The organism is Burkholderia arboris (genome assembly GCF_902499125.1).
In the GTDB taxonomy this organism is placed as follows: Bacteria; Pseudomonadota; Gammaproteobacteria; order Burkholderiales; family Burkholderiaceae; genus Burkholderia; species Burkholderia arboris.
The window spans coordinates 260315-280963 of the sequence record NZ_CABVPX010000005.1; the positions used below are offsets into that span (position 1 = coordinate 260315).

The 20649-nt window shown below is 66.3% G+C and carries 14 protein-coding genes; 7 read left to right on the forward strand and 7 right to left on the reverse strand.

Going from position 1 to position 20649, the window contains the following annotated elements; all coding sequences use genetic code 11:
• Positions 1-12: 12 nt before the first annotated feature.
• Positions 13-942: a hypothetical protein gene (locus BLA15945_RS08825; RefSeq protein WP_155627160.1), complete on the forward strand. Its 930-nt coding sequence runs from the start codon at positions 13-15 to the stop codon at positions 940-942.
• 46 nt (positions 943-988) lie between these two features.
• Here the strand turns inward: BLA15945_RS08825 and glmS are convergent, their stop codons facing one another.
• The 7 genes from glmS to BLA15945_RS08860 form a co-directional block, all read right to left on the reverse strand.
• Positions 989-2806, reverse strand: a complete 1818-nt coding sequence (gene glmS / locus BLA15945_RS08830) for a glutamine--fructose-6-phosphate transaminase (isomerizing) (RefSeq protein ID WP_059234976.1) — start codon at positions 2804-2806, stop codon at positions 989-991.
• Positions 2807-2854: 48 nt separating this feature from the next.
• On the reverse strand, positions 2855-3943 hold the full coding sequence (locus tag BLA15945_RS08835) for a hypothetical protein (RefSeq protein ID WP_174992068.1): 1089 nt from the start codon (positions 3941-3943) through the stop codon (positions 2855-2857).
• Between the two features lie 92 nt (positions 3944-4035).
• On the reverse strand, positions 4036-6186 hold the full coding sequence (locus BLA15945_RS08840) for a polysaccharide deacetylase family protein (RefSeq protein ID WP_174992069.1): 2151 nt from the start codon (positions 6184-6186) through the stop codon (positions 4036-4038).
• A 335-nt stretch (positions 6187-6521) separates the two neighbouring features.
• Positions 6522-7292 carry a hypothetical protein gene (locus tag BLA15945_RS08845; protein ID WP_059234970.1) on the reverse strand — a complete coding sequence of 257 codons (771 nt, stop codon included), beginning with the start codon at positions 7290-7292 and terminating at the stop codon, positions 6522-6524.
• 13 nt (positions 7293-7305) lie between these two features.
• Entirely contained in the window at positions 7306-8319 is a 1014-nt protein-coding gene (locus BLA15945_RS08850) for a YaiO family outer membrane beta-barrel protein (protein WP_174992070.1), read from the reverse strand.
• An 11-nt stretch (positions 8320-8330) separates the two neighbouring features.
• Entirely contained in the window at positions 8331-9326 is a 996-nt protein-coding gene (locus BLA15945_RS08855; RefSeq protein WP_059234966.1) for a bactofilin family protein, read from the reverse strand.
• A 3-nt stretch (positions 9327-9329) separates the two neighbouring features.
• Entirely contained in the window at positions 9330-10874 is a 1545-nt protein-coding gene (locus BLA15945_RS08860) for a glycosyltransferase family 2 protein (protein WP_059234964.1), read from the reverse strand.
• Positions 10875-12070: 1196 nt separating this feature from the next.
• Between BLA15945_RS08860 and wecB the strand changes: the two genes are divergently transcribed.
• From wecB to BLA15945_RS08890, 6 genes are all read left to right on the forward strand, one after another.
• Entirely contained in the window at positions 12071-13288 is a 1218-nt protein-coding gene (wecB, locus tag BLA15945_RS08865) for a non-hydrolyzing UDP-N-acetylglucosamine 2-epimerase (RefSeq protein WP_059234962.1), read from the forward strand.
• A gap of 340 nt (positions 13289-13628) precedes the next feature.
• A complete protein-coding gene (locus BLA15945_RS08870) occupies positions 13629-14639 on the forward strand; it encodes a zinc-binding dehydrogenase (RefSeq protein ID WP_233464156.1) in 1011 nt (336 codons plus the stop codon).
• 447 nt (positions 14640-15086) lie between these two features.
• A complete protein-coding gene (locus BLA15945_RS08875) occupies positions 15087-15548 on the forward strand; it encodes a (2Fe-2S)-binding protein (RefSeq protein WP_059234957.1) in 462 nt (153 codons plus the stop codon).
• Positions 15545-17869 carry a xanthine dehydrogenase family protein molybdopterin-binding subunit gene (locus BLA15945_RS08880; RefSeq protein WP_174992071.1) on the forward strand — a complete coding sequence of 775 codons (2325 nt, stop codon included), beginning with the start codon at positions 15545-15547 and terminating at the stop codon, positions 17867-17869. The genes BLA15945_RS08875 and BLA15945_RS08880 overlap by 4 nt, the downstream gene beginning before the upstream one ends.
• Before the next feature lie 72 nt (positions 17870-17941).
• A complete protein-coding gene (locus tag BLA15945_RS08885) occupies positions 17942-18709 on the forward strand; it encodes a class II aldolase/adducin family protein (RefSeq protein WP_174992072.1) in 768 nt (255 codons plus the stop codon).
• Between the two features lie 109 nt (positions 18710-18818).
• Positions 18819-20648 (forward strand): acyl-CoA dehydrogenase, encoded by a 1830-nt coding sequence (locus BLA15945_RS08890; protein ID WP_174992073.1) that lies wholly within the window; start codon positions 18819-18821, stop codon positions 20646-20648.
• Position 20649: the final 1 nt, after the last annotated feature.

A 20649-nucleotide genomic window follows, 5' to 3' on the forward strand; every position in this document is an offset into this window, starting at 1 on the left:
ACGGGGAAAATAATGAATATCAATATCAAGAAGGGATGCTCGAGCACATCACTTGCTGTTGTCGCATCTGCAGTGGTGTTTCTGTCGGGCTGTGCTTCCTCGTTTATCGTCAGGCCGCAGGCGTCTTCCAGTTCCGACGGCAATCCACGAAATTCGGCTCTATCTGCAGGCGCCGCAGCCGACTTCGACGCAAGCAAGCTATCTCCACCCTCTGGATATCAGCCCCTTGATCCAGCTCCCGTAGCGGTCAGGCCCATCGGCGGGAAGGCTGCCAAGCCAGAAGACATTCTGAATGCCTTGCCCGACGAAACGATGAGGCTCGCCGTTGGACAAATCGACGTAAATGGAAATGTAACTTACGGCCCCGTGAGCATGAGTGTCGAGAATGGTAGATATATCGTCACGGTCGACTACATAAAATCCAATACCTATCCGCTGTTCGTAAAGAAGACCGACGCACGTCCGGACGGGTCATTTCGCGCCACCTTCGTTGACGATGGAAAGCTAGCTGACCTCGCCGTGCCTGTCTATATCGGTGTGGGATTGCGCGTAACGGCGACGCTCAATACCACGAAAGCCGGGGTTAACCTTGGCAACCTGATCGCGATCGGTGCCGCTGCGCAAGCCAGCCAATTGTCAGGAACGCTCGTCGTGCAGACACTTGGCCTGACGGGAGAGAACATCTCTACTGCATTGCCCATTCCATCCGATATTAGTCTCGCCTCGATTCAAAGTGCGATCCAGGCACTCGGCACAATGAAAGCCAAGTTGTACGACACGTCCAAAACCCATGTCGAGCCGCGTGTGGTCGGCGTCTACAACAACATCGGGGGTAGCACGAACGAAACCATCAACGGGATCATCTCCGGCGTCCTTGCCAAGCCACTGCCGCTTGATGTCCCGGTCGAACGGCCAACCAAGGCGAAGGTCGCTGCAAAATAGGATCCCATCAGGTATCCGCAATCGAGTCCGACACCTTGTTGGCCTTTTACTCCACCGTCACCGATTTCGCCAGATTCCTCGGCTTGTCGATATCCGCGCCGCGCAAGCACGCCGCGTGATACGCGAGCAACTGCAACGGCACGACGTGCAGGATCGGCGACAACAGGCCGTAGTAATCCGGCATCCGCAGTACCGACACGCCTTCGCTGTTGTCGATTCGCGTATCCGCATCGGCGAACACATAAAGCTGCCCCCCGCGCGCCCGCACTTCCTGCATGTTCGACTTGAGCTTTTCGAGCAGCGCGTCGTTCGGCGCGATGGTCGCGACGGGCATCGTATGCGTCACGAGCGCGAGTGGCCCGTGCTTCAGCTCACCGGCCGGATAAGCTTCCGCGTGGATATACGAAATCTCCTTCAGCTTCAGCGCGCCTTCGAGCGCGATCGGGTAGTGCAGCCCGCGCCCGAGAAACAGCGCGTTTTCGTGCTGCGAGAATTCCGCCGCCCAACGCTCGATCTGCGGCTCCAGCCCGAGCACGTCTTCGAGCGCACCGGGCAGTCGCCGCAACTGCATCGTGTAGCGCGCGAGCTGTGCGTCGTCGACGTAGCCGCGCAGCCGTCCGAGCGTCACGGCGAGGATGAACAGCGCGACGAGCTGCGTCGTGAATGCCTTGGTCGACGCGACACCGATTTCCGGGCCGGCCCGCGTCAGGAAGCGCAGGCCGGTCTGGCGCATCATCGCGCTGGTCGGCACGTTGCAGATCGCCAGCGTATCGATATGGCCGAGCGCCTGCGCGTACTTGAGCGCGGCGAGCGTGTCGGCGGTTTCGCCGGATTGGGACACGCTGACCACCAGCGTGTTCGGCATCGCGAGCGCATCGCTGTAACGGTACTCGCTCGCAATCTCGACCTGAGCAGGGATGCGTGCGATCGTTTCGAGCCAGCGGCGCGCGGTCAGACCGGAATAATGACTCGTGCCGCACGCGAGAATCAGCACGTTGTCGATCTGCTCGAACGCACGCGCCGCATCAGGACCGAATACGGCCGGATCGAACAACCCGGCATCCGGGATCGTCGCGGCCACCGCCTGCGGCTGCTCGAAAATCTCCTTCTGCATGAAGTGCCGGTATGGCCCGAGTTCGACCACACCCTGCGCGGATGAAACGGTTTGTATCGCGCGTTCGATCGGCGCGCCGGTGCGATCGAGCACCCGCACGCCACCTGGCGTCAACTCGACGATGTCGCCTTCCTCGAGAAAGATGAAGCGGTCGGTGATGCCGGCAAGCGCGAGCGCATCGGACGCGAGAAAGCATTCGCCGTCCTTCACGCCGACGACAAGCGGCGAGCCGGCCCGCGCGCCGATCAGTCGCTGCGGCTCGTGTTTGCTGAACACCGCGATCGCGTAGGCGCCGTGCAACTGCGACGTCGCATCGCGCACGGCGGCGAGCAGGTCGCCGCGATACTTGCTGTGGATCAGATGCGCGACGACCTCGGTGTCGGTCTGCCCGTCGAATTCGTAGTGCTCGTCAGACAGTTGCTTGCGCAACGTTTCGTGGTTCTCGATGATGCCGTTGTGCACGAGTGCGATCTCGTCGCGCGAAAAGATCGGGTGCGCGTTGCAGGTTGCCGGTGCGCCGTGCGTTGCCCAGCGCGTGTGCGCGATGCCGGTGCTGCCGGTCAGGCCGGCGCTGCGTACGTGCGCGTCGAGATCGGCGACGCGCGACATGCTTCGTTCGCGGCGCGCCTGGCCGTCGACGACCGTCGCCACCCCACATGAATCGTAGCCGCGATATTCAAGGCGGCGCAAACCTTCAATCAGAATCGGAACGATGTCCCGTTGCGCGACCGCGCCGACGATGCCACACATGACACGTCTCCTTCCCTGTCAAGCCTGTTGGACCACATGCACGCTGTGTCAGCGCGACGCAGTCTCCGTTGCCTCCGCCGTCGTGAAGCCGCATTGAGCGGGCGCGACGGGGTCGGCCATCCTGCTTTCGAATGCGAGATAAAGCGATTCCTCCAGTACGTTCCAGTGCGCGCCGTGCCGGTACGGGCCCGATCGCGCATGCCAGCAGGCGACCGTGCTCCAGTCGTTCATCTTGAAGGCGACCAGTGCGATCAGTCCCCACGGGTAATCGCTGCCGGCGAGTTGCAGCCAGGTCTTGCCGTATTTCTGCATCCACTGCGCGTAGATCGTCTCGTTCGACTGGTCGGGAACACGAATCCCGGACAGGAGCGGGAAGATCTGCGCGACTTTCGCCGGGTAGAAGCTCGTATCGCTGATGCGTTGCGTGCTAGCGCGAAAGCCGGATTGCGTGCCGCGCCAGAACACCTTCAGGATCGCGGACGAGAGCCGGTCGGCGCGCTGGCTCCACGGGCCCGCATGCGTGTAGTCGGCATGCCGGACGTAGTACGCGGCGAGCGCCTGGAACGCGCTGTGTACCTCGACGTTGTCCATCAGCAGCGCGACGTGCAGCGTCGACGAGATCTGATAGACGCCGGCCGGCTTGCTGAGCAGCGTGTCCAGATGCGCGCCCGCGCGGTTCAGGCTGAGTTCCCACGCGGCGGGCATGCCGTCGGGCGGCGCGAAGCGGGAGAGCAGTTCGATCCACGTCGCCATCATCGAGTCGTCGGCGTCGGCTTCCGCGCATGTGCTGTACTGGCCGCTCTTCACGCAGTAGCGATCGAAGCCGCCGTCGGGGCGCTGACGCGGCAACAGCCACGCGATCCACGCGAGTGCGGCCTGGTGGGCGTCGAGCCCGGCGTCGGCGGCGGCGAGCAGCGCCTTCGCCGCAAAATACGGATCGATGCCGGCGCCATTCAGGCGCACGGTGATCGCACCGTCGGGGCGCTGGTACAGCCCGTTGAGCTGGAGTTCGGCGGCGCTCGCATGCAGCGCGAAGCCGAATGCCGAGACACAGCAGGCAACGCACCACAGACGGCATAGCCGGGCGGTGGCCGCCAGGCGTGCGCGTGCGGCCGGGAAAAGCGCGGGCCGGTTCATGATCGGGGGCTCCTGCGCGGTGGTCCTGCGCAAATCCCGCCGGGCGCGGCGTTGGCCGCGTCGCGCGCCGGCGGGTGGGTCGACGTTGCGGCTCAGTTCACCTTGGCGCTGGTGAACTTGATGCTGGTGCCGCTGTTCGCGGTGACGAGCCAGTATGTCGAGTCGGTGATGACGACGCTGCCGATGCCTTGTGTGATGACGGGCAGGGCGAAGCCCTTCTTCGGCAGCAACCAGGTCATGTTCGCGAGGCTCGTCGGGTGGCTGGCGGCGAATGACCAGCTACTGCCCGTGTCGGTGGCCGACCACGTGACGTTCAGGCGTGCGCGATCGAAGATCGTGATGTCACTCATCGTGTACCACTTGAACTGACCGAGCAGCTTCAGCGTATTGGCTTGCGAGAAGATCGCGGACAGTGTCGACGTGTAGGACGAAGCGCCGAGCGGGTGCGCATAGATCAGCCGGCTCGTGCGGTTTGCGACCACGAAGTTCATCAGGGCTGCGTACCAGTTGTTCACGTCGCTCGTCGGCACCGCATACTGCTGGAACTCCTCGAACGTCGCGTACTTGCCGAACGGCATCACGGGGTAAGCCCACAGGCCCGGGTTCAGCAGCGCGCCGTTGCGGTATGCGCGGGTCGGTGCCGAGCCGGTGTGGCCGGTGAAGTAGTACCCGTTGAAGCCGTTGGCTTCGAGCCAGTTGACCGACCAGGTCGGCGTGTTGCCTTCCGGCGCCGCGTATTCGACGTCCGGCTGGCCCGTCGCTGCCTGGATGGCCTGATGGTTCATCACCAGATACTGCGTGAACGTGCTCGCGTTCGTTTCGCTGGCATTTGCCCCCCAGTAGTCGTGAATCCAGCCGCCGTGGCTGCCGACGTGATGGCCCTTGCTCAGGAAGTACTTCACGAGGCTCTGCGCGGTGGGGTTGTTGGCGAGGTTCACGCCGTCGCCGTCGCCGAAGGCCGCTTCGTCAGGGCCGGCCGTGATCACGAGCGAGAACGGCCCGTTGTTCCACACGCCGAGGTTCTTCAGCTGGAGCGCAGGCTGGATCTGGTCGCCCGCACAGAAGTGCCAGTTGAACACCAATCCGGCCATTGCCTTCGGCAGCGGCGACAGCGACGGCAGGTTCAGCATCTGCGTGCCGAAATAATGCAGGTAGCCGTGGATCAGCATGCCGTCGGTCTGGCCGTCGAGGTAGGCGAGCGGCAGGTTGACGAACAGCACGCCGCCGTTGCCGTACGTGTTGTAGCCGGACACCAGCCCGAACGTCGGAGACGTCAGGATCGTCGTGCCGGTGTACGTGCCCTGCGTGACGAAGCTCGGATAGGTGAGGAAGCCGTACACGTAGCCGGAGATGCCTTCGAGCGTGTCGGTGGTCGTCGCCATCGTGGACGCGAGCGCGGTGGCCGCCTTGCCGGTCGTCGTGCTGACGAGCGAGTTGGCGCTATACGTGCCGGACTTCACGAGCTTGCCGTTCGCGACGCCGTTCAGCTTCGGGGCCGTCTGGTTCAGCACGCCGCTGCCTGCAGGCGACGTGTCGTACTGGAACCATGCGCCGTGGTTGTAGTTGGCGAGGCCACCGGGGTTCGACGGGCTGCCGGACAGATAGAGCGCGGTACCGGTCGTCGGCTTCGACGAGTTGTTCGACTTCGAGTTGCTGGTGGTCGCCGCGGCCATGACGCTGGCGGTCGTCGTGGTCGAAGCCGTCGTGGTCCACGTCATGGACTTGCCGGGAGGCACCTGGAGCGTGCGCAGCCAGCTGCTCATGCCGGTCACGTTGCCGAGACCGATCATGTTGCCGCCCAATTGGTCATACAGTACGTAGTCCACACCGACCATGTTGCTGAAACGAGATTTCGGGCTCACGTAGAAGCCGGCCGAATTCAGCACGCCGAAATCGTAGACGAGCATCACCTTGCCGCCGTTCAGCGCGTAGTTCTGGATCGCCGTGACGAGCGTGTCGTCGGCCGTCGTGTGCACCTGGTCCGGCAGGATCAGGCCGGGATACTGCGATAGCGACGAGCCGGCCGCCATGAACTGGCTGTCGGTCATGACCGTGATCTGCAGCCCTTCCTCCTGCGCGGTGTCGAGCCATGCGGACACACGCGGATCGGGCAGCGTCAGCGTATTCGGCACCAGCAGGATGAGCTGGTTGGTGGCCGCCTGAACGCCGCCCGGACTGAATGCGAACGCCAGCGCGAACAACGCGAACAGGATCCGCAAGAACTTGCCTGACTTTGCCAACATGGTGTGCTCCTCGCTCAAGGGATGGGGGCGCGCGGCAACCGTGATGCGCGTGCGGCCAGGTCGTCCAATCCTGCCCCGTAAGTGTGTGCGGCTGTCCGGTTCGTCGGGCATCGAGCGGTGCTTGTCGAAAGCAGCCGGACATGCGCAAACGTGCACGTTTGCCGCGCTGCCTTCGCCGATGAGAGGACTCGATGCGACGAAATGAAAGAAGCGAACAACGTGCCATTTGCCGTGGAAGCCCGGTCCTGCTGGCTTCTTGCGGCGCGGGGCGGATGCGGTGATCGCAAACGCAACGGATTCGTTTCATCGCTGATACGGCGCGTTTGTACGCGATATCAGCAGACGGAATCGCGATCGCGCGTCAGTGCGCCGGGCCAGCTTGCGCAGTAGGTGTAGAGCGTGACGAGCAGGCCGATCAGCAGTGGCCCGCCGAGCAGGAAATAGCAGAACGGCAAGAACAGCAGCGAGCCGTGATGGATGATCATCGCGTGCAGCAGCATCACGAACGGCAGCGCGAGCACGAAGTAGCCGAGCACCAGCAGCGATGCGGCGGTCTTTTGCAGCAGCGAGAAATCGAGCGGGTAGTACAACGCGGCCATCACCAGCGGGATCAGCGCGATCGCCGCGCCGTTCAGCACGAACATGTCGCGCAGGTGCAGCAGCGGGACATACGGGAACGTGCCGGGCGAGAGCCAGAAGTATGCGCAAATCAGCAACTGGGTGAAGCTCGCGATACGTAACAGATATGCAACGGGCAGCCAGTTGGTGCGCCGGATGAACGACGCGGCGAAGCCGGCCGCGCAGAGCGCGGCGGTGACGGCCAGCAGCACGCCGCCTGGCATCCGGGCCGCGACGTCGATCGACAGCAGCGGCACGCGTGGCGCATCGGGCGGATAGCCGATCACGACCACATGGAGCGCCGGATCGATCTGGTGCGCGCCCCAGACCATGACCGCGCGCCAGTAGCGCCAGGCCAGCGGCAGTCCGAACCACAGCGATGCATACAGTGCGGGCGTCAGCAGTGCAATCGACGACAGCCAGCGCTGCGGATACGCGTGGATGCGAAGCGAGCGATCGACGGGAGGACGGACGGGATGCGTCTGCATGGCGCCCGCCCGGTTACCAGCGATAGAACACGCTCAGCTCGCCGCCGATCCGTGAGTAGTACGGGTTGTGGTAGTAGTCGAATTCGACCTGCGTGCCCCACTTGCGCGTGAACCAGTAGCGCCATTTCGCTTCGATCTCGTGACTGCGGAAATCGGCGATCTGCGAGCCGGAGCCGGTGACCTGATAGGCCTCGCGGCCGAACCCGCCGCGCAGCACGATCACGCTCTTGCCGACTTCGCCGTAGGTGACGGCGCCATAGTAGGCGGGCGCCTTCACCGAACCGGGCGAATCGACCGTGTAGTTCGTGCCCGCCTCGAAAATCCACTTCGGCAGCGCATACCAGATCACGCCGGCGTGATAGAGCTGATCGCGGTGGCCGCTGCGGTTCCACGCGTAGCCGGCGCCCAGCGACACGACCAGCGAACGATCGGACAATAGCTTGCGATTGATCGACAGGTCGACGCGTGCGCTCGGCAGGATCGTCCCCGACGTGGTGCCCGCGAAGCCGATGCCGCCGAACCAGTCGGGCCCCATGTCCTGCACGTAGGTCAGCGCGCCGAGCTGCGTGTTCTCGCCGAAGCGGTGCAGTTGCGCCAGTTCGCCGAGCACGGTGCGGCCGCCATCCTGATAGACGCCGCGCAGATGCACGCCGTACCAGTCGCCGTAGCCGTGCGTCAGGTGTGCGCTCGAATAGCCGAGCGACAGTTCGGTATGCGTCTCTTTGGGCGCCTGCACGTGTGTGACGACTGCATCGGGCAGCGGTGGCCGGTTCGTATCGTCCGGCGTGAACTCGGCGAGCGATACGCCGTCCGGGAGGCCGTCGGCGCTCACGCGTACGAACGTGGACTCGTCGCGCGGCCGTGGCGTAATGACGGTCCCGGCGTCCGGCGATTGCGCAGGTGGCATCGCGGCGGCGTCGTCCTGCGGTGCCGCCAGTACCGGGGGCGCGCCGAAGGCGACGCCGCACAGCATCGCGAGGGCGGCAACCGGCACGCGCGGGCCGCGATGGCAGGGGCGATCGGACATGAGGGCGCTCCTTAACGGGATGCGTGGAACCAGCCGCTGCGCCACGCGACGAGGTCGCCGTGCACGCAGGCATGGCCGACGACCGAGACGTCGCGCGCGCATGCGCTGACAGGGTGACCGGCGACACCGATGCGCGCGCCCGTCAGCCGCAGCAGGCCACCGGCCGACACGACGCCGTCGATGCAGCTCGCGTTCGCGAGCAGCACGTCGTCGCGCGCGAACACGGCGCCGTGCAGCAACGCGTGACGTTCGAGTTCGACACGATGCGCCTTGACGCTGCCGCGCAGCACGCAGCCTTCGCCGAGTACAAGCGTGCCGTCGACGATCAGGTTGCCTTGCACGACCGTGTGCGCGGGCAGGCGAACGTCGCAGTTCAGCAGGTAGCGGCCGTGCAGGAAGCGATGCGGTAGCGATGCGAAATGGCGGGTGAGCGAGATTGCGCGACGCGGAGCGGCCGGCGTGCCGGCCGGCCGTGCGCTCGGCGCCGCGCCGAAGACGACCGGTTCGCCATACAGGCACGAGAAGCCGCCGGCGCCGTGCAGGTGCACCGTGTTGCCGACCACGACACCGCGCAGCACCGCGCCGTCGATGTCGATCTGCGGCGCGTGCGCGAGCGTGCCGATCGTCGCGCCGGCGTGAATGTCGATGCGCTCGTCGGCGAACGCATAAGCGGCCCGGGCGCCGTCGTCGAGCGTGATCGCGCGATGAGCGTAGAGCACGTCGTCGCGATGCTCGTCGCGTGCGACGTGGATCGCATCGGCGTGCTGCACGGCGAGCCCGAGCACCTGCCAGGGCAGTGCGGCGGACGGATCGGCCGGCGGCTCGCCGGCCACGTGCGCGCGCAGCGCGTCGTGCCATCGTGCGGCGAGCAGCGCCTGGTCGACGAACGGGCCGTCGCCGATCGGCAGGGCCGCGACGTCGCTGCGCCGGATCAGTTCATGGAGCATCGGCAGGAACGGCAGGCTGAGTACGCCGGCCACCGGCACCATCACATTGAAGGTCGTCATCGATCATCGCTCCGGTTTCAGTTGCCGGCGAAAACGCTCGGTCTTGTCCCATTTGAGTTCGCGGCGAAATGCAGCGTCGAGCGCGAGCCCCCATAGCGCGGAGACGACCGCGGCGATCGTCACGCAGAAGCCGACAACATTGACCGGCACGAGCCGCAGGCGCGTCGCGCGGCCGTCGAGCCGCGCGGCCACGACGATCTCGAAGAACACGCCGAAGTTGCCGAAGGTGCTGAACGAGAACAGCGCGAACAGCGACACGATCAGGCCGAGCGCGGTCGAGTTGACGCCGTTGAACAGATAGAGCGCGAGCGCGGCGCTCCATGCGATCGCGAGGAGCGCGGGCATCACGAACACGCCGAGCAGCAGCGCACCGTCGAGCCGGCAGCGCCGCGAGATCAGCGGATTGCGCAGCACCGGGACCAGATAGCGCAGCAGCGTCTGGTTGTGGCCCTTCGCCCAGCGCGTCAATTGCCGGGCGCGCACGGCCCAGCGCTCCGGCACTTCCTCATAGCATTCGGCGTGGTTCAGATAGACCGTGCGCCAGTCGCTCAACAGCAGCCGGTAGGTCATGTCGGTATCTTCGGCGAGCGTGTCGTCGCGCCAGCCGCCCACCGCGTCGAGTGCGCCCTTGCGGATGCCGCCGACCGTACCGCCGTACTGCGGTACCAGGCTGAGGTTGTTGCGGGCCTGCTGGTTGACCTGGTAGCCGCCGGCGCGCTCGAGATCGAGCAGCCGCGCGAGCAGGTTGCTGTCGGCGTTCTGCGGCACCACGCGGCCCATCACCGCGCCGACCTCCGGATCGAAGAACGGTGCGACCAGTTCCTTCAGCAGCCCCGGACGTGGCAGGTAGTCGGCGTCGAACACCACCATGATGTCGCCGCGGATGAACTGCAACGCATCCTTCAGTGCGGCCGCTTTGCCCGGCTTGCCGGATTCGCGGTGAAACGGCTGGATGAGGTCGGGCGCGCGTGTCCGGACCTCGTCGATCAGCGCACGCGTGTTGTCGGTCGAGCGGTCGTTGACCGGAATGATCGTCAGGCGGTCGCGCGGGTAGGTCGTCGCCAGCAGCGCCATCAGGCAATCGACGACGACGGCTTCCTCGTTGTGGGCGGCGACGAAGACCGTGAGCCGCGGCCATTCGCCGTGGGTAATCGTCCGGTAGGGCGCGTGTTGCGGCTTGAACAGGCGGTCGAGGCTGAACGCGTAATGCCGCGCGGCGTACACGCACGTCAATAGCGTGAACAGCCACAGGTAGGCGACGCAGGGTATCAGCAGCAGGTCGGGGTCGAGCGCGATACCCGGTGCGACGGCGGGCGGCAGCTCGAGCGAAGCATCGGCGGCGGGCGAGGCCTGCATGGGGATCGAGAGCGGGGCGCTGTCGAGCGCGGTGCGTTCCACCGCGACCGCGGCGTTTGCGGCAGGCATGACGAGCCGGACCGGTTCGACGGCCGCCTGCAATGCGGTGTCGCGCACGATCAGCGAGCAGGCAAGCACGATCAGCAGCAGAATGCCTTGCTCGCAGAGTGACGCCGTCCGCGTTTTCGTCATGTTCCGATCCCCGTGTCCGCGACGACGACCGATGAGAGCTGAAGGCGCTCCGTGGATCGCGCGGATATCAATGGAAAGCGGCGGCGCGTTTGTCGCGCTGGGGCGGATGTCGGCCGCCCCGGACCGACGCGTCGTGTCGCTTTCCGGCTTCGTTGCTTTGGCGTCCCCGTCTGTCTGCTGCCGTGCGAGTGCTTCGGGACGCACCTGTCTGACATTAAGCAAGGCGTGAGCCATCGGCCGCGATGCCCCGCGCAGCAAGGGGCGGGGCGGCGAGCACGGTTGCCGCGGCAGCGGCGGCGACGTGTTTTGATTCACTGACGAATCAGCGATTGCGCACGACATCCGACCCCGAGCGGCCGGCGCGGTGCATCGAATACGTCGCACGGCGGGCGGTTTGTCTGACGAGTCCATGCCGCTTTGCCGGACGCGGCCTTGCGTGACGCGACATCGCGCGTCGTGCGTCGAATGTGTGTCGGCCAGAATGCCGGCGCGCGTCGCGCCATCTCGTGCAAAAAATAGACCGGACTCCGATGTATTTTCCCGCTCCGGATCCGCGTTACACATTCGCAACATTTCCCGCGCATCGATTCGTGTGACGCAAACGCCGCCGCATGCCCGGGAAATCCGGCGTGCGCGGCCGCGACAGGCAACCGGGCGCGCGGCTTGCGCTGCACAGACAAAAGTGGCGAATCGAGGCGACGTAAAGCGCCTCGAAAGATGCACGCGATTCGAGGCACGATCGAAGACCGGCATTCCTGCGTCATTCATCGGACGACGTCGTCAGACGGATCGCGCGAGCGGCCGGCTGTTTATCGTTGTCGTGCCCGCCGTGCGATGCGACAGCCCGTAGCAGTTGTGAAACATTCCGTAACGCACCTTATGTGTGCGATGCGCGTCGAACGAAGCGGGCCCGGATCCGGGGCGGCTGGTTTGAATATTGCTGTAGTGGGAGTGACGTGACGAACTGACGTGACGCTCGACACAGCGAGGAACGACTCATGACGTGATGGATTCGTGCAACGGGACGCCGGTAGTACGACGATTCGCGTGGCCCAGACCGCGCGGACAAGACGGCGCGCTCGCCCCGCGACACTGCCGCGTGTTGACCGCGTGCGAGTACGGGAAGCGCCGCCTGAATACATGCTTCGCGCCGCGTGCAGGGTCGTCCGGCGCGAAGTGGCTAAACGAGGATAACGATGAAGAAGATCTTGCTTGTGTTCGGGACTCGGCCGGAGGCCATCAAGATGGCACCGCTGGTGCGTGCGTTGAAGGCGCAAGCGGATGTCGACGCCAGGGTGTGCGTGACCGCCCAGCATCGGGAAATGCTCGATCAGGTGCTGACGCTGTTCGATATCAAGCCCGACTACGATCTCAACCTGATGCGGCAAAGCCAGACGCTGACCGACGTGACGACCGGCATTCTTCAGGCGATCGGCATGGTCTTCGACGACTTGCGTCCGGACGTCGTGCTCGTGCACGGCGATACGACGACCACGCTGGCGGTCAGCCTGGCGGCGTTCTATCGCTATCTTCCGGTCGGCCACGTGGAGGCCGGTTTGCGCAGCGGCGACATCTGGTCGCCGTGGCCGGAGGAGCTGAATCGCCGTGTGACCGACGCGGTGTCGTCATGGCATTTCGCGCCGACCGGGCAGGCACGCGACAACCTGCTGAGCGAGGGCGTGCCGGGTGGGGCGGTCTCGCTGACCGGCAACACCGTGATCGATGCGTTGCACGAGGTCAAACGCATGCTGGACCGTACCAGTGCGCTCTCGGACAAGGTTGCCGCGTATTTTCCGTTTCTCGAGCCGTCGCGGCGCGTCGTGCTGATCACCGGGCATCGGCGCGAAAGTTTCGGCGAACCGTTCCAGCATTTCTGCGAGGCGCTGTGCACGCTGGCGAGCCGCTATCGCGACGCGCAGTTCGTCTATCCGCTGCACATGAATCCGAACGTGAGGGAGCCGGCGCGCGCACGGCTCGGCGGCGTGCCGAACATCTACCTGATCGAGCCGCAGGAATACCTGTCGTTCGTATTCCTGATGTCCCGTGCGCATTTCATCATCACCGATTCGGGCGGCATTCAGGAAGAAGGGCCGGCGCTGGGCAAGCCGGTGCTCGTCACGCGCGAGACGACCGAGCGGCCCGAAGCGATCCAGGCGGGCACCGCGCGGCTCGTCGGTACCGACCAGGAGCGGATCGTGTGGGAGGCATCGCGCCTGTTCGACAGCGAGAGTGCCTACGAGGAAATGTCGCGCGCGAGCAATCCGTACGGTGACGGTCATGCGAGCGAGCGGATCGTTCACGCGCTGATGCGTACGCCCGGGGTGACCACGAAGACGACGAGCTTCTCGATGGGGGCAGCGGAGATGCCGTTCAACGCGCTCACGCTGGGGCTGCAGGCGTTGCGGTCGCCGTGATGGGGCGTGCGCGGTAGCGCCTTCCGGGGCATTCGACCCGGAGTCGGACGTACAAGGATCCGGTCCGGCCGCAAGGCCGGCCGGATCGTTTCATTGATGCGACCTGGAACGAATTCTCCCGACGCATTCAAAAGTGTTTTCGCGGAAAGTCCCTTTTCCGGTGTGATGCCGTGCACCGATACTTCAGCGGATATCCACCCCGCATCTTCCGGACATCGCATTGACGACCGGATGCGCGATGCAGGGGATTCCTTGCACGCGAGCGCCGATCGTCCGTGGCGACGCGGACGGCACTGGCGCGGCCTCGCCGCCTGCCGCGTCTCACTTCATCCCAATCTCCATGACTCGATCCAATCATCAAGCTTCGTTGCCGGCCCGCTATCGGGCGTGGACCTGGCAAGGCTGCGAGCACCCCGGACAGTTGCGTCTCGAACAGCGGGCGATGCCGGTACTGAAGCGCGGCCAGGTACTGGTCCGCAACCACGCAATCGGCCTCAATCCGGTCGACTGGAAAGTGCTCGGCGGTGCGCTGGTGACCTGGCATCCCGGGCATGTGCCCGGCGTCGACGGCGCAGGCATGGTGGTCGCGGTCGCGGACGACGCGATGAACCATCTGCTGGGCCGTCGGGTGGCGTATCACCAGGCGCTCGGCGAGCACGGGAGTTTCGCGGAATACACGCCGATTGCCGCGTCCGTGCTGTTGACGGTGCCCGAATCGCTGGATTTCGAAACGGCGGCGAGCGTGCCGTGCCCGGCGCTGACCGCCTGGCAGGCGCTCGAGAAAGTCCCGTGTCGCGTGTCGACGGAAATCCTCGTCAGCGGAGCAGGGGGCGCGGTCGGCAACTATCTGGTGCAGCTTGCCGCCGAGCGCGGGTTCGTGGTGTCGGTGTCGAGTCACGAGCGCCATTGGGAGCGCCTGCGCGCGCGCGGCGCAAGCCGATTCCTGAGCGGCCCGGGCGATGAAGCGATCGGCGCGACGCATGAACTGGCGCGGCGCTTCCATGCGGTGTTCGACAGCGTCGATGCGCGACACGCTGCCCGGTGGGCGCCGGCGGTTGCCGCCAACGGGCACATCGTCTGTATCCAGGGGCGCTTCGACGCGCCGCCGCTGCCGCCGTTTACATCGAGCGTGTCGCTTCATGAGGTCGCGCTGAACGCGTTGCACGTGTATGGCGACGACGCAGCATGGCTCGAGACGACCGCGGCGGGCAGCATGCTGCTGGCCCGCATCGCGAACGGCCGGATGCAACCCGAAGCGCGCGTCACGGGCGACTTCGACATGTTGCCCGTGCAACTCGAAGGGCTCAAGCAGCGGCGGTTTTCCGGCAAGCCGGTGGTGCGCGTCGGATAGCGGGAGCGATCGACGCGTGTGGCACCCCGCATCGGGGCGCATCCGGCGCGGCGGCGCAAAACCGCAGCACATCAGTTAAAGTTGGAGCCCGGCTCATTCCCCATACGATTCCGCCCGTCCGGGCGCGGTCGAAGCCGCGTCGGCGGGACGTCGCGCGCGGGTGCCGGCGGTCCGGCGCGCCGTTTCTGGCAGCCCGGACAGGGTCGCGTTGCTTGCGTGACGGGTTGCATGGGGCAGAATCGGGCCCGCGGGGCGCCCGCTTTCGAGCGGAGTCGTGCGCCCGGCGCGCCCGATACGGTGGTCCCCGGCACGCTGCAGCACCGATCACGCATTGACAGCAGTCCACCAGGCGGTGCCGGAGCGGCGCAGTCGAACGCGCCCGGCACCGTACGAATCCCCACACGGCACCCGTGGTGCGACGCGGGCGCCTCGACCAAGAGGTGAACGATGATCACGCTGACCATCAACGGTAGCGAGCAGCACTTCGACGGCAATCCCGACATGCCGTTGCTCTGGTATCTACGCGACGTCCTCGGCCACACCGGCACCAAGTTCGGCTGCGGCATGGCGCTGTGCGGCGCGTGCACCGTGCATCTCGACGGCGCGGCGATCCGGTCGTGCATCACGCCGGTCGCAGCGGCTGCCGGCAAGCGCGTGACGACGATCGAGGGACTGTCGACGGACCTGACGCATCCGCTGCAGCAGGCGTGGCAGGAACTGAACGTCGCGCAATGCGGCTACTGTCAGTCCGGGCAGATCATGCAGGCCGCGTCGCTGCTGAAGACGAATCCCCATCCGACCGACGCCGACATCGACGATGCGATGTCCGGCAACATCTGCCGCTGCGGCACCTACACGCGCATTCGCGCGGCGATCCGGCTGGCCGTGCGTCGCGGAGGTGCCGCATGAGCGCGCCCGAACTCTCCGCCCACAACGAAAGCCGTCGTGCGCTGCTGCTCGGCTTCGCTTCCGGCGGGTTGTTGCTCGCATTCGGCGTGCCGTCGCTTGCGCGTGCGGCCGCGCCGGTGCAGCCGCCCGTCAGCGCGAATCCGCAGTATGGCGGCGCGGGAATGCCGCACGGGTTGCGCGACGATCCGAACCTGTTCGTTGCGATTGCACCGGACGGCACCGTCACCATTACCTGCATCCGCTCCGAGATGGGGCAGGGCGTGCGCACGAGTGTCGCGCTCGTGGTGGCGGACGAACTGGGCGCGGACTGGGCACGCGTGAAGGTCGCGCAGGCCGTCGGCGACGAACCGCGCTACGGCAACCAGAACACCGACGGTTCGCGCAGCCTGCGCCAGAGCTTTGCCGCACTGCGCCGCGCGGGTGCGGCTGCACGCACGATGCTCGAGCAGGCTGCCGCCACCGCGTGGGGCGTCGATGTCCGGCAGGCCAAGGTGACGGTGCACGAGGTCGTCGATACGAAGAGCGGGCGCAAGCTCGGTTTCGGCGAGCTTGCGTCGCAAGCCGCCGCGCTGCCGGCGCCCGATACGAAGACCCTCCCGTTGAAAGCGCCGGCCGAATTCCGCTTCATCGGCAAGGGTAAGACGGCGCTGATCGACGGACGCGACATCGTTGGCGGCCGCGCGCATTACGGGATCGATACGCGGCTCGACGGCATGCTGTATGCGGTCGTCGCGCGACCGCCGGTGTACGGCGACACGGTAGCGTCGTTCGACGCGTCGGCGGCCGAGAAGCTGCCGGGCGTCGTCAAGGTCGTGCAGCTTGCATCGACGCCGCTGCCGTCCGGTTTCCAGCCGCTTGGCGGCGTGGCCGTCATTGCGCGCGACACGTGGACGGCCATTCAGGCCCGCGCGCAGTTGAAGCTCGACTGGACGCGCGGACCCCACGCGAACTACGACTCGGCGGAATACCGCAAGACGCTCGAAGCGGCCGCCGCGCAGCCGGGCGACGTGATCCGCAACGACGGCGACGCGACGGCAGCGCTGGCCGGCGCCGCGAAACGCGTGCGTGCGACGTATTACATCCCGCATCTCGCACACGCGACGATGGAGCCGCCCGCGGCCGTCGCGCGCGTGGCCGACGGCCGCTGCGAAGTGTGGACCTGCACGCAGGCGCCGCAAACCACGCGTGACGAAATCGCGAAGGCGCTCGGGTTGCCGGCCGAACGCGTGACGGTCAACGTCACGCTGCTCGGCGGCGGGTTCGGCCGCAAGTCGAAGCCAGACTACGTGGTGGAAGCCGCGCTGCTGTCGAAAGCGGCCGGCGCGCCCGTGAAGCTGACGTTCACGCGCGAGGACGACATCGCGCACGACTACTTCCACGCGGTGTCGCTCGAAGCGTTCGACGGCGGGATCGATGCATCGGGGAAGGTAGTCGCGTGGCAGCATCGCACGGTCGCGCCGTCGATCCAGTCGACGTTCCGGGCGGGCGTCGTGCACGAGCAGCCGGGCGAACTCGCGCAAGGGATCGTGGATCTGCCGTTCGCGATTCCGAACGTGCGGATCGAGAATCCGGCCGCGGAAGCGCACACGCGGATCGGCTGGTTTCGCTCGGTCTACAACATTCCGCACGCGTTCGGCATCCAGAGTTTCGTGTCGGAGCTCGCGCATGCGGCCGGCCGCGATCCGAAGGATTTCCTGCTCGAGCTGATCGGGCCCGCGCGGCGTTTCGAGCCGCACCTCGCGGTGAAGAACGTGAACTACGGCGAGGATCCCGCGCTGTATCCGGTCGATACGGGCCGGCTGCGGCGGGTGGTGGAGACGGTTGCGCGCGAAGCCGGCTGGGGGCGCACGCTGCCGAAGGGGCACGGGCTCGGGATCGCCGCGCATCGCAGCTTCGTGTCGTACACGGCGGCGGTGTGCGAGGTGCAGGTCGGCGCGGACGGCAAGATCACGGTGCCGCGCGTCGACATCGCGATCGATTGCGGGCCGCAGGTCAATCCGGAGCGTGTGCGCTCGCAGCTCGAGGGGGCGGTGGTGATGGGGCTCGGCATCGCGTTGCACGGCGAGATCACGTTCAAGGACGGCCATCCGGAACAGCGCAACTTCAACGGCTTCCAGGTGCTGAGAATGAACGAGGCGCCGCGTGAAATCCGCGTGCATCTCGTCGCGCCGGACGACTTCGCGACGCCGCTCGGCGGCGTCGGCGAACCGGGCTTGCCGCCCGTGGCGCCGGCGCTGACCAATGCGATCTTCGCGGCGACCGGCACGCGCATCCGCAGCCTGCCGGTTGCCGATCAGCTCGCGAAGCCGCCGGCGGATTGACGCACAATATCCCCCGCGCCGGGCCGCATCGTGCGGCCCGGTCCGCATCGACCCCTGAACAAGGAGTGTGACGTGGCCTCATCCGATGTCAGTGTGAAGCAGACGGTTTCTCCCGCCGAATGGGATGCACGAGTCAACCTGGCGGCCGCGTATCGCCTCACCGCGCTGTTCGGCTGGGACGATCTCGTGTTCACCCATATCTCCGTGCGCGTGCCCGGCCCGGAACACCATTTCCTGATCAACCCGTACGGGATGATGTTCGACGAGATCACGGCGTCGTCGCTGGTCAAGATCGATCTCGACGGACGCAAGGTGTCCGAATCGCCGTACGAGATCAACCCGGCCGGCTTCACGATTCACAGCGCGGTGCATGCGGCCCGCGACGACGCGCTGTGCGTGATGCACACGCATTCGATCAACGGCGTCGCCGTGTCGGCGCAGGAAGCGGGCTTGCTACCGCTGTCGCAGCAGTCGCTCGGCGTGCTGGCGTCGCTCGGCTATCACGACTACGAAGGCATCGCGCTCAACGAGGGCGAGAAGGCGCGCCTCGTGCACGACCTCGGCGGCAACACGAACCTGATGCTGCGCAACCACGGGCTGTTGACGGTCGGCGCGAGCCCGGCCGACGCGTTCGTCGCGATGTACTTCTTCGAGGCGGCGTGCATGATCCAGGTCCGCGCGCAGGCCGGCGGCTCGGCGCTGCGGCCGATCGCGCAGCCGATTCTCGACGGCATCAGGCAGCAGATCGCGGCGGTCACGCGCGGGATGGGCGCCGGCGCGCTCGTCTGGCCCGGGTTGCTGCGCCGGCTCGATCGACGCAATCCCGGCTACGCGGACTAGCTTGCCTGCCGTTGTCGTTTGCGAACGACCGTGCTAAATTCCTGCCAGCACTTGCGGTCACGGAACCCTTCATTCGGCTGACAAAGCCGGCACCCCGGGAGGCAGCACGATGAGCCTGTTGATGTCGCGACGCGATCTCGCGTTCCTGCTGTATGACTGGCTCGACGCCGAATCGCTCGTCGCGCTGCCGCGCTTCGCGGAGCACGGCCGCGAGACCTTCGACGCGGTGCTCGATACCAGCGCGCGGATTGCCGAGGATCTGTTCGCGCCGCATGCGGCGCGCGGCGATCGCGAGGAACCGCATTTCGACGGCGAGCGCGTGACGCTGATCCCCGAAGTCGAACCGGCGGTGCGCGCGTTCGCGGATGCCGGGCTGATCGCCGCGGGCCATGACGAAGCGCTCGGCGGCATGCGGTTGCCGAAGCTCGTCGAAGCCGCGTCGTTCCTGTTCTTCCAGGCCGCGAACATCGCAACGGCCGCCTATCCGTTCCTGACCGTCGCCAATGCGAACCTGCTCGTCGCACATGGCAGTCCCGCGCAGATCGACGCGTTCGCGCGCCCGGAGCTGGAAGGGCGTTTCCTCGGCACGATGTGCCTGTCCGAGCCGCAAGCGGGCTCGTCGCTGTCCGACATCGCGACGCGCGCGGATTTCGAGGGCGACTCGTCGCTCGGGCCGCGCTACCGGCTGACGGGCAACAAGATGTGGATTTCCGGCGGCGAACACGAGCTGGCGGAGAACATCGTCCACCTCGTGCTCGCGAAGATTCCCGACGAACACGGCCGGCTGCAGCCCGGTACGCGTGGCATCTCGCTGTTCATCGTGCCAAAGTTCCTGACGGGAGCCAACGGTAGCGCGCAGGGCGAACACAACGACGTCGTGCTCGCCGGGCTGAACCACAAGATGGGCTACCGCGGCACGACCAATTGCCTGCTGAATTTCGGCGAAGGCACGCGCTATCGTCCGGAAGGGCGCGCGGGCGCGATCGGCTACCTGATCGGCAAGCCGAATCAGGGGCTCGCCTACATGTTCCACATGATGAACGAGGCGCGCATCGGTGTCGGCGCGGGCGCGGTGGCGCTCGGCTACACCGGCTATCTGCACGCGCTCGACTACGCGCGCAACCGGCCGCAGGGGCGTCCGCTCGGGCCGGCCGGCAAGGATGCGGCCGCGCCGCAGGCACCGATCGTCGAACATCCGGACGTGCGGCGCATGCTGCTCGCGCAGAAGGCCTATGTCGAAGGCGGTCTTGCACTGATCCTGTACTGCGCGAAGCTGGTTGACGAAGCGCGCGCGCATGACGATGCGGACGTGCGCGCCCATGCCGCGCGCCTGCTCGACATCCTCACGCCGATCGCGAAAAGCTGGCCGTCGCAGTGGTGTCTCGCCGCGAACGACCTCGCGATCCAGGTGCACGGCGGCTACGGCTACACGCGCGACTACGCGGTCGAGCGGCTCTACCGCGACAATCGGCTGAATCCGATTCACGAAGGCACGCACGGCATCCAGGCGCTCGACCTGCTGGGCCGCAAGGTCGCGCAGGACGATGGCGCGCTGTTGCGCGCGCTGGGCGGGCGGATCGGCGCGACCGTCGAACGCGCGCGGCCGCTGGATGCCGGCACGCGCGAGCAGGCCGATGCGCTGGCACGGCGCTGGGCGCGGTTGTGCGACGTCACGCAGCAGTTGGGCACGATCGACGATCCGCAGCGGCGGCTGGCGAACGCGAGCGTCTATCTCGAAGCGTTCGGCCATCTCGTCGTTGCATGGCTCTGGCTCGACGTGACGCTCGCCGCGCACGGGCACGACGATGATTTCCACGACGGCAAGCGTGCAGCGGCCCGCTATTTTTCCCGCTGGGAATTGCCGAAGGTGGATGCGCAGCTCGATCTGTTGTCGAGCGTCGACACGACGCCGCTCGACATGCACGACGCGTGGTTCTGAA

Bases quoted from the DNA above. Each gene is read 5' to 3' on its own strand.
- BLA15945_RS08825 (WP_155627160.1), top strand. From the start codon at position 13: ATGAATATCAATATCAAGAAGGGATGCTCGAGCACATCACTTGCTGTT.
- glmS (WP_059234976.1), bottom strand. From the start codon at position 2,806: ATGTGTGGCATCGTCGGCGCGGTCGCGCAACGGGACATCGTTCCGATT.
- BLA15945_RS08835 (WP_174992068.1), bottom strand. From the start codon at position 3,943: ATGAACCGGCCCGCGCTTTTCCCGGCCGCACGCGCACGCCTGGCGGCC.
- BLA15945_RS08840 (WP_174992069.1), bottom strand. From the start codon at position 6,186: ATGTTGGCAAAGTCAGGCAAGTTCTTGCGGATCCTGTTCGCGTTGTTC.
- BLA15945_RS08845 (WP_059234970.1), bottom strand. From the start codon at position 7,292: ATGCAGACGCATCCCGTCCGTCCTCCCGTCGATCGCTCGCTTCGCATC.
- BLA15945_RS08850 (WP_174992070.1), bottom strand. From the start codon at position 8,319: ATGTCCGATCGCCCCTGCCATCGCGGCCCGCGCGTGCCGGTTGCCGCC.
- BLA15945_RS08855 (WP_059234966.1), bottom strand. From the start codon at position 9,326: ATGACGACCTTCAATGTGATGGTGCCGGTGGCCGGCGTACTCAGCCTG.
- BLA15945_RS08860 (WP_059234964.1), bottom strand. From the start codon at position 10,874: ATGACGAAAACGCGGACGGCGTCACTCTGCGAGCAAGGCATTCTGCTG.
- wecB (WP_059234962.1), top strand. From the start codon at position 12,071: ATGAAGAAGATCTTGCTTGTGTTCGGGACTCGGCCGGAGGCCATCAAG.
- BLA15945_RS08870 (WP_233464156.1), top strand. From the start codon at position 13,629: ATGACTCGATCCAATCATCAAGCTTCGTTGCCGGCCCGCTATCGGGCG.
- BLA15945_RS08875 (WP_059234957.1), top strand. From the start codon at position 15,087: ATGATCACGCTGACCATCAACGGTAGCGAGCAGCACTTCGACGGCAAT.
- BLA15945_RS08880 (WP_174992071.1), top strand. From the start codon at position 15,545: ATGAGCGCGCCCGAACTCTCCGCCCACAACGAAAGCCGTCGTGCGCTG.
- BLA15945_RS08890 (WP_174992073.1), top strand. From the start codon at position 18,819: ATGAGCCTGTTGATGTCGCGACGCGATCTCGCGTTCCTGCTGTATGAC.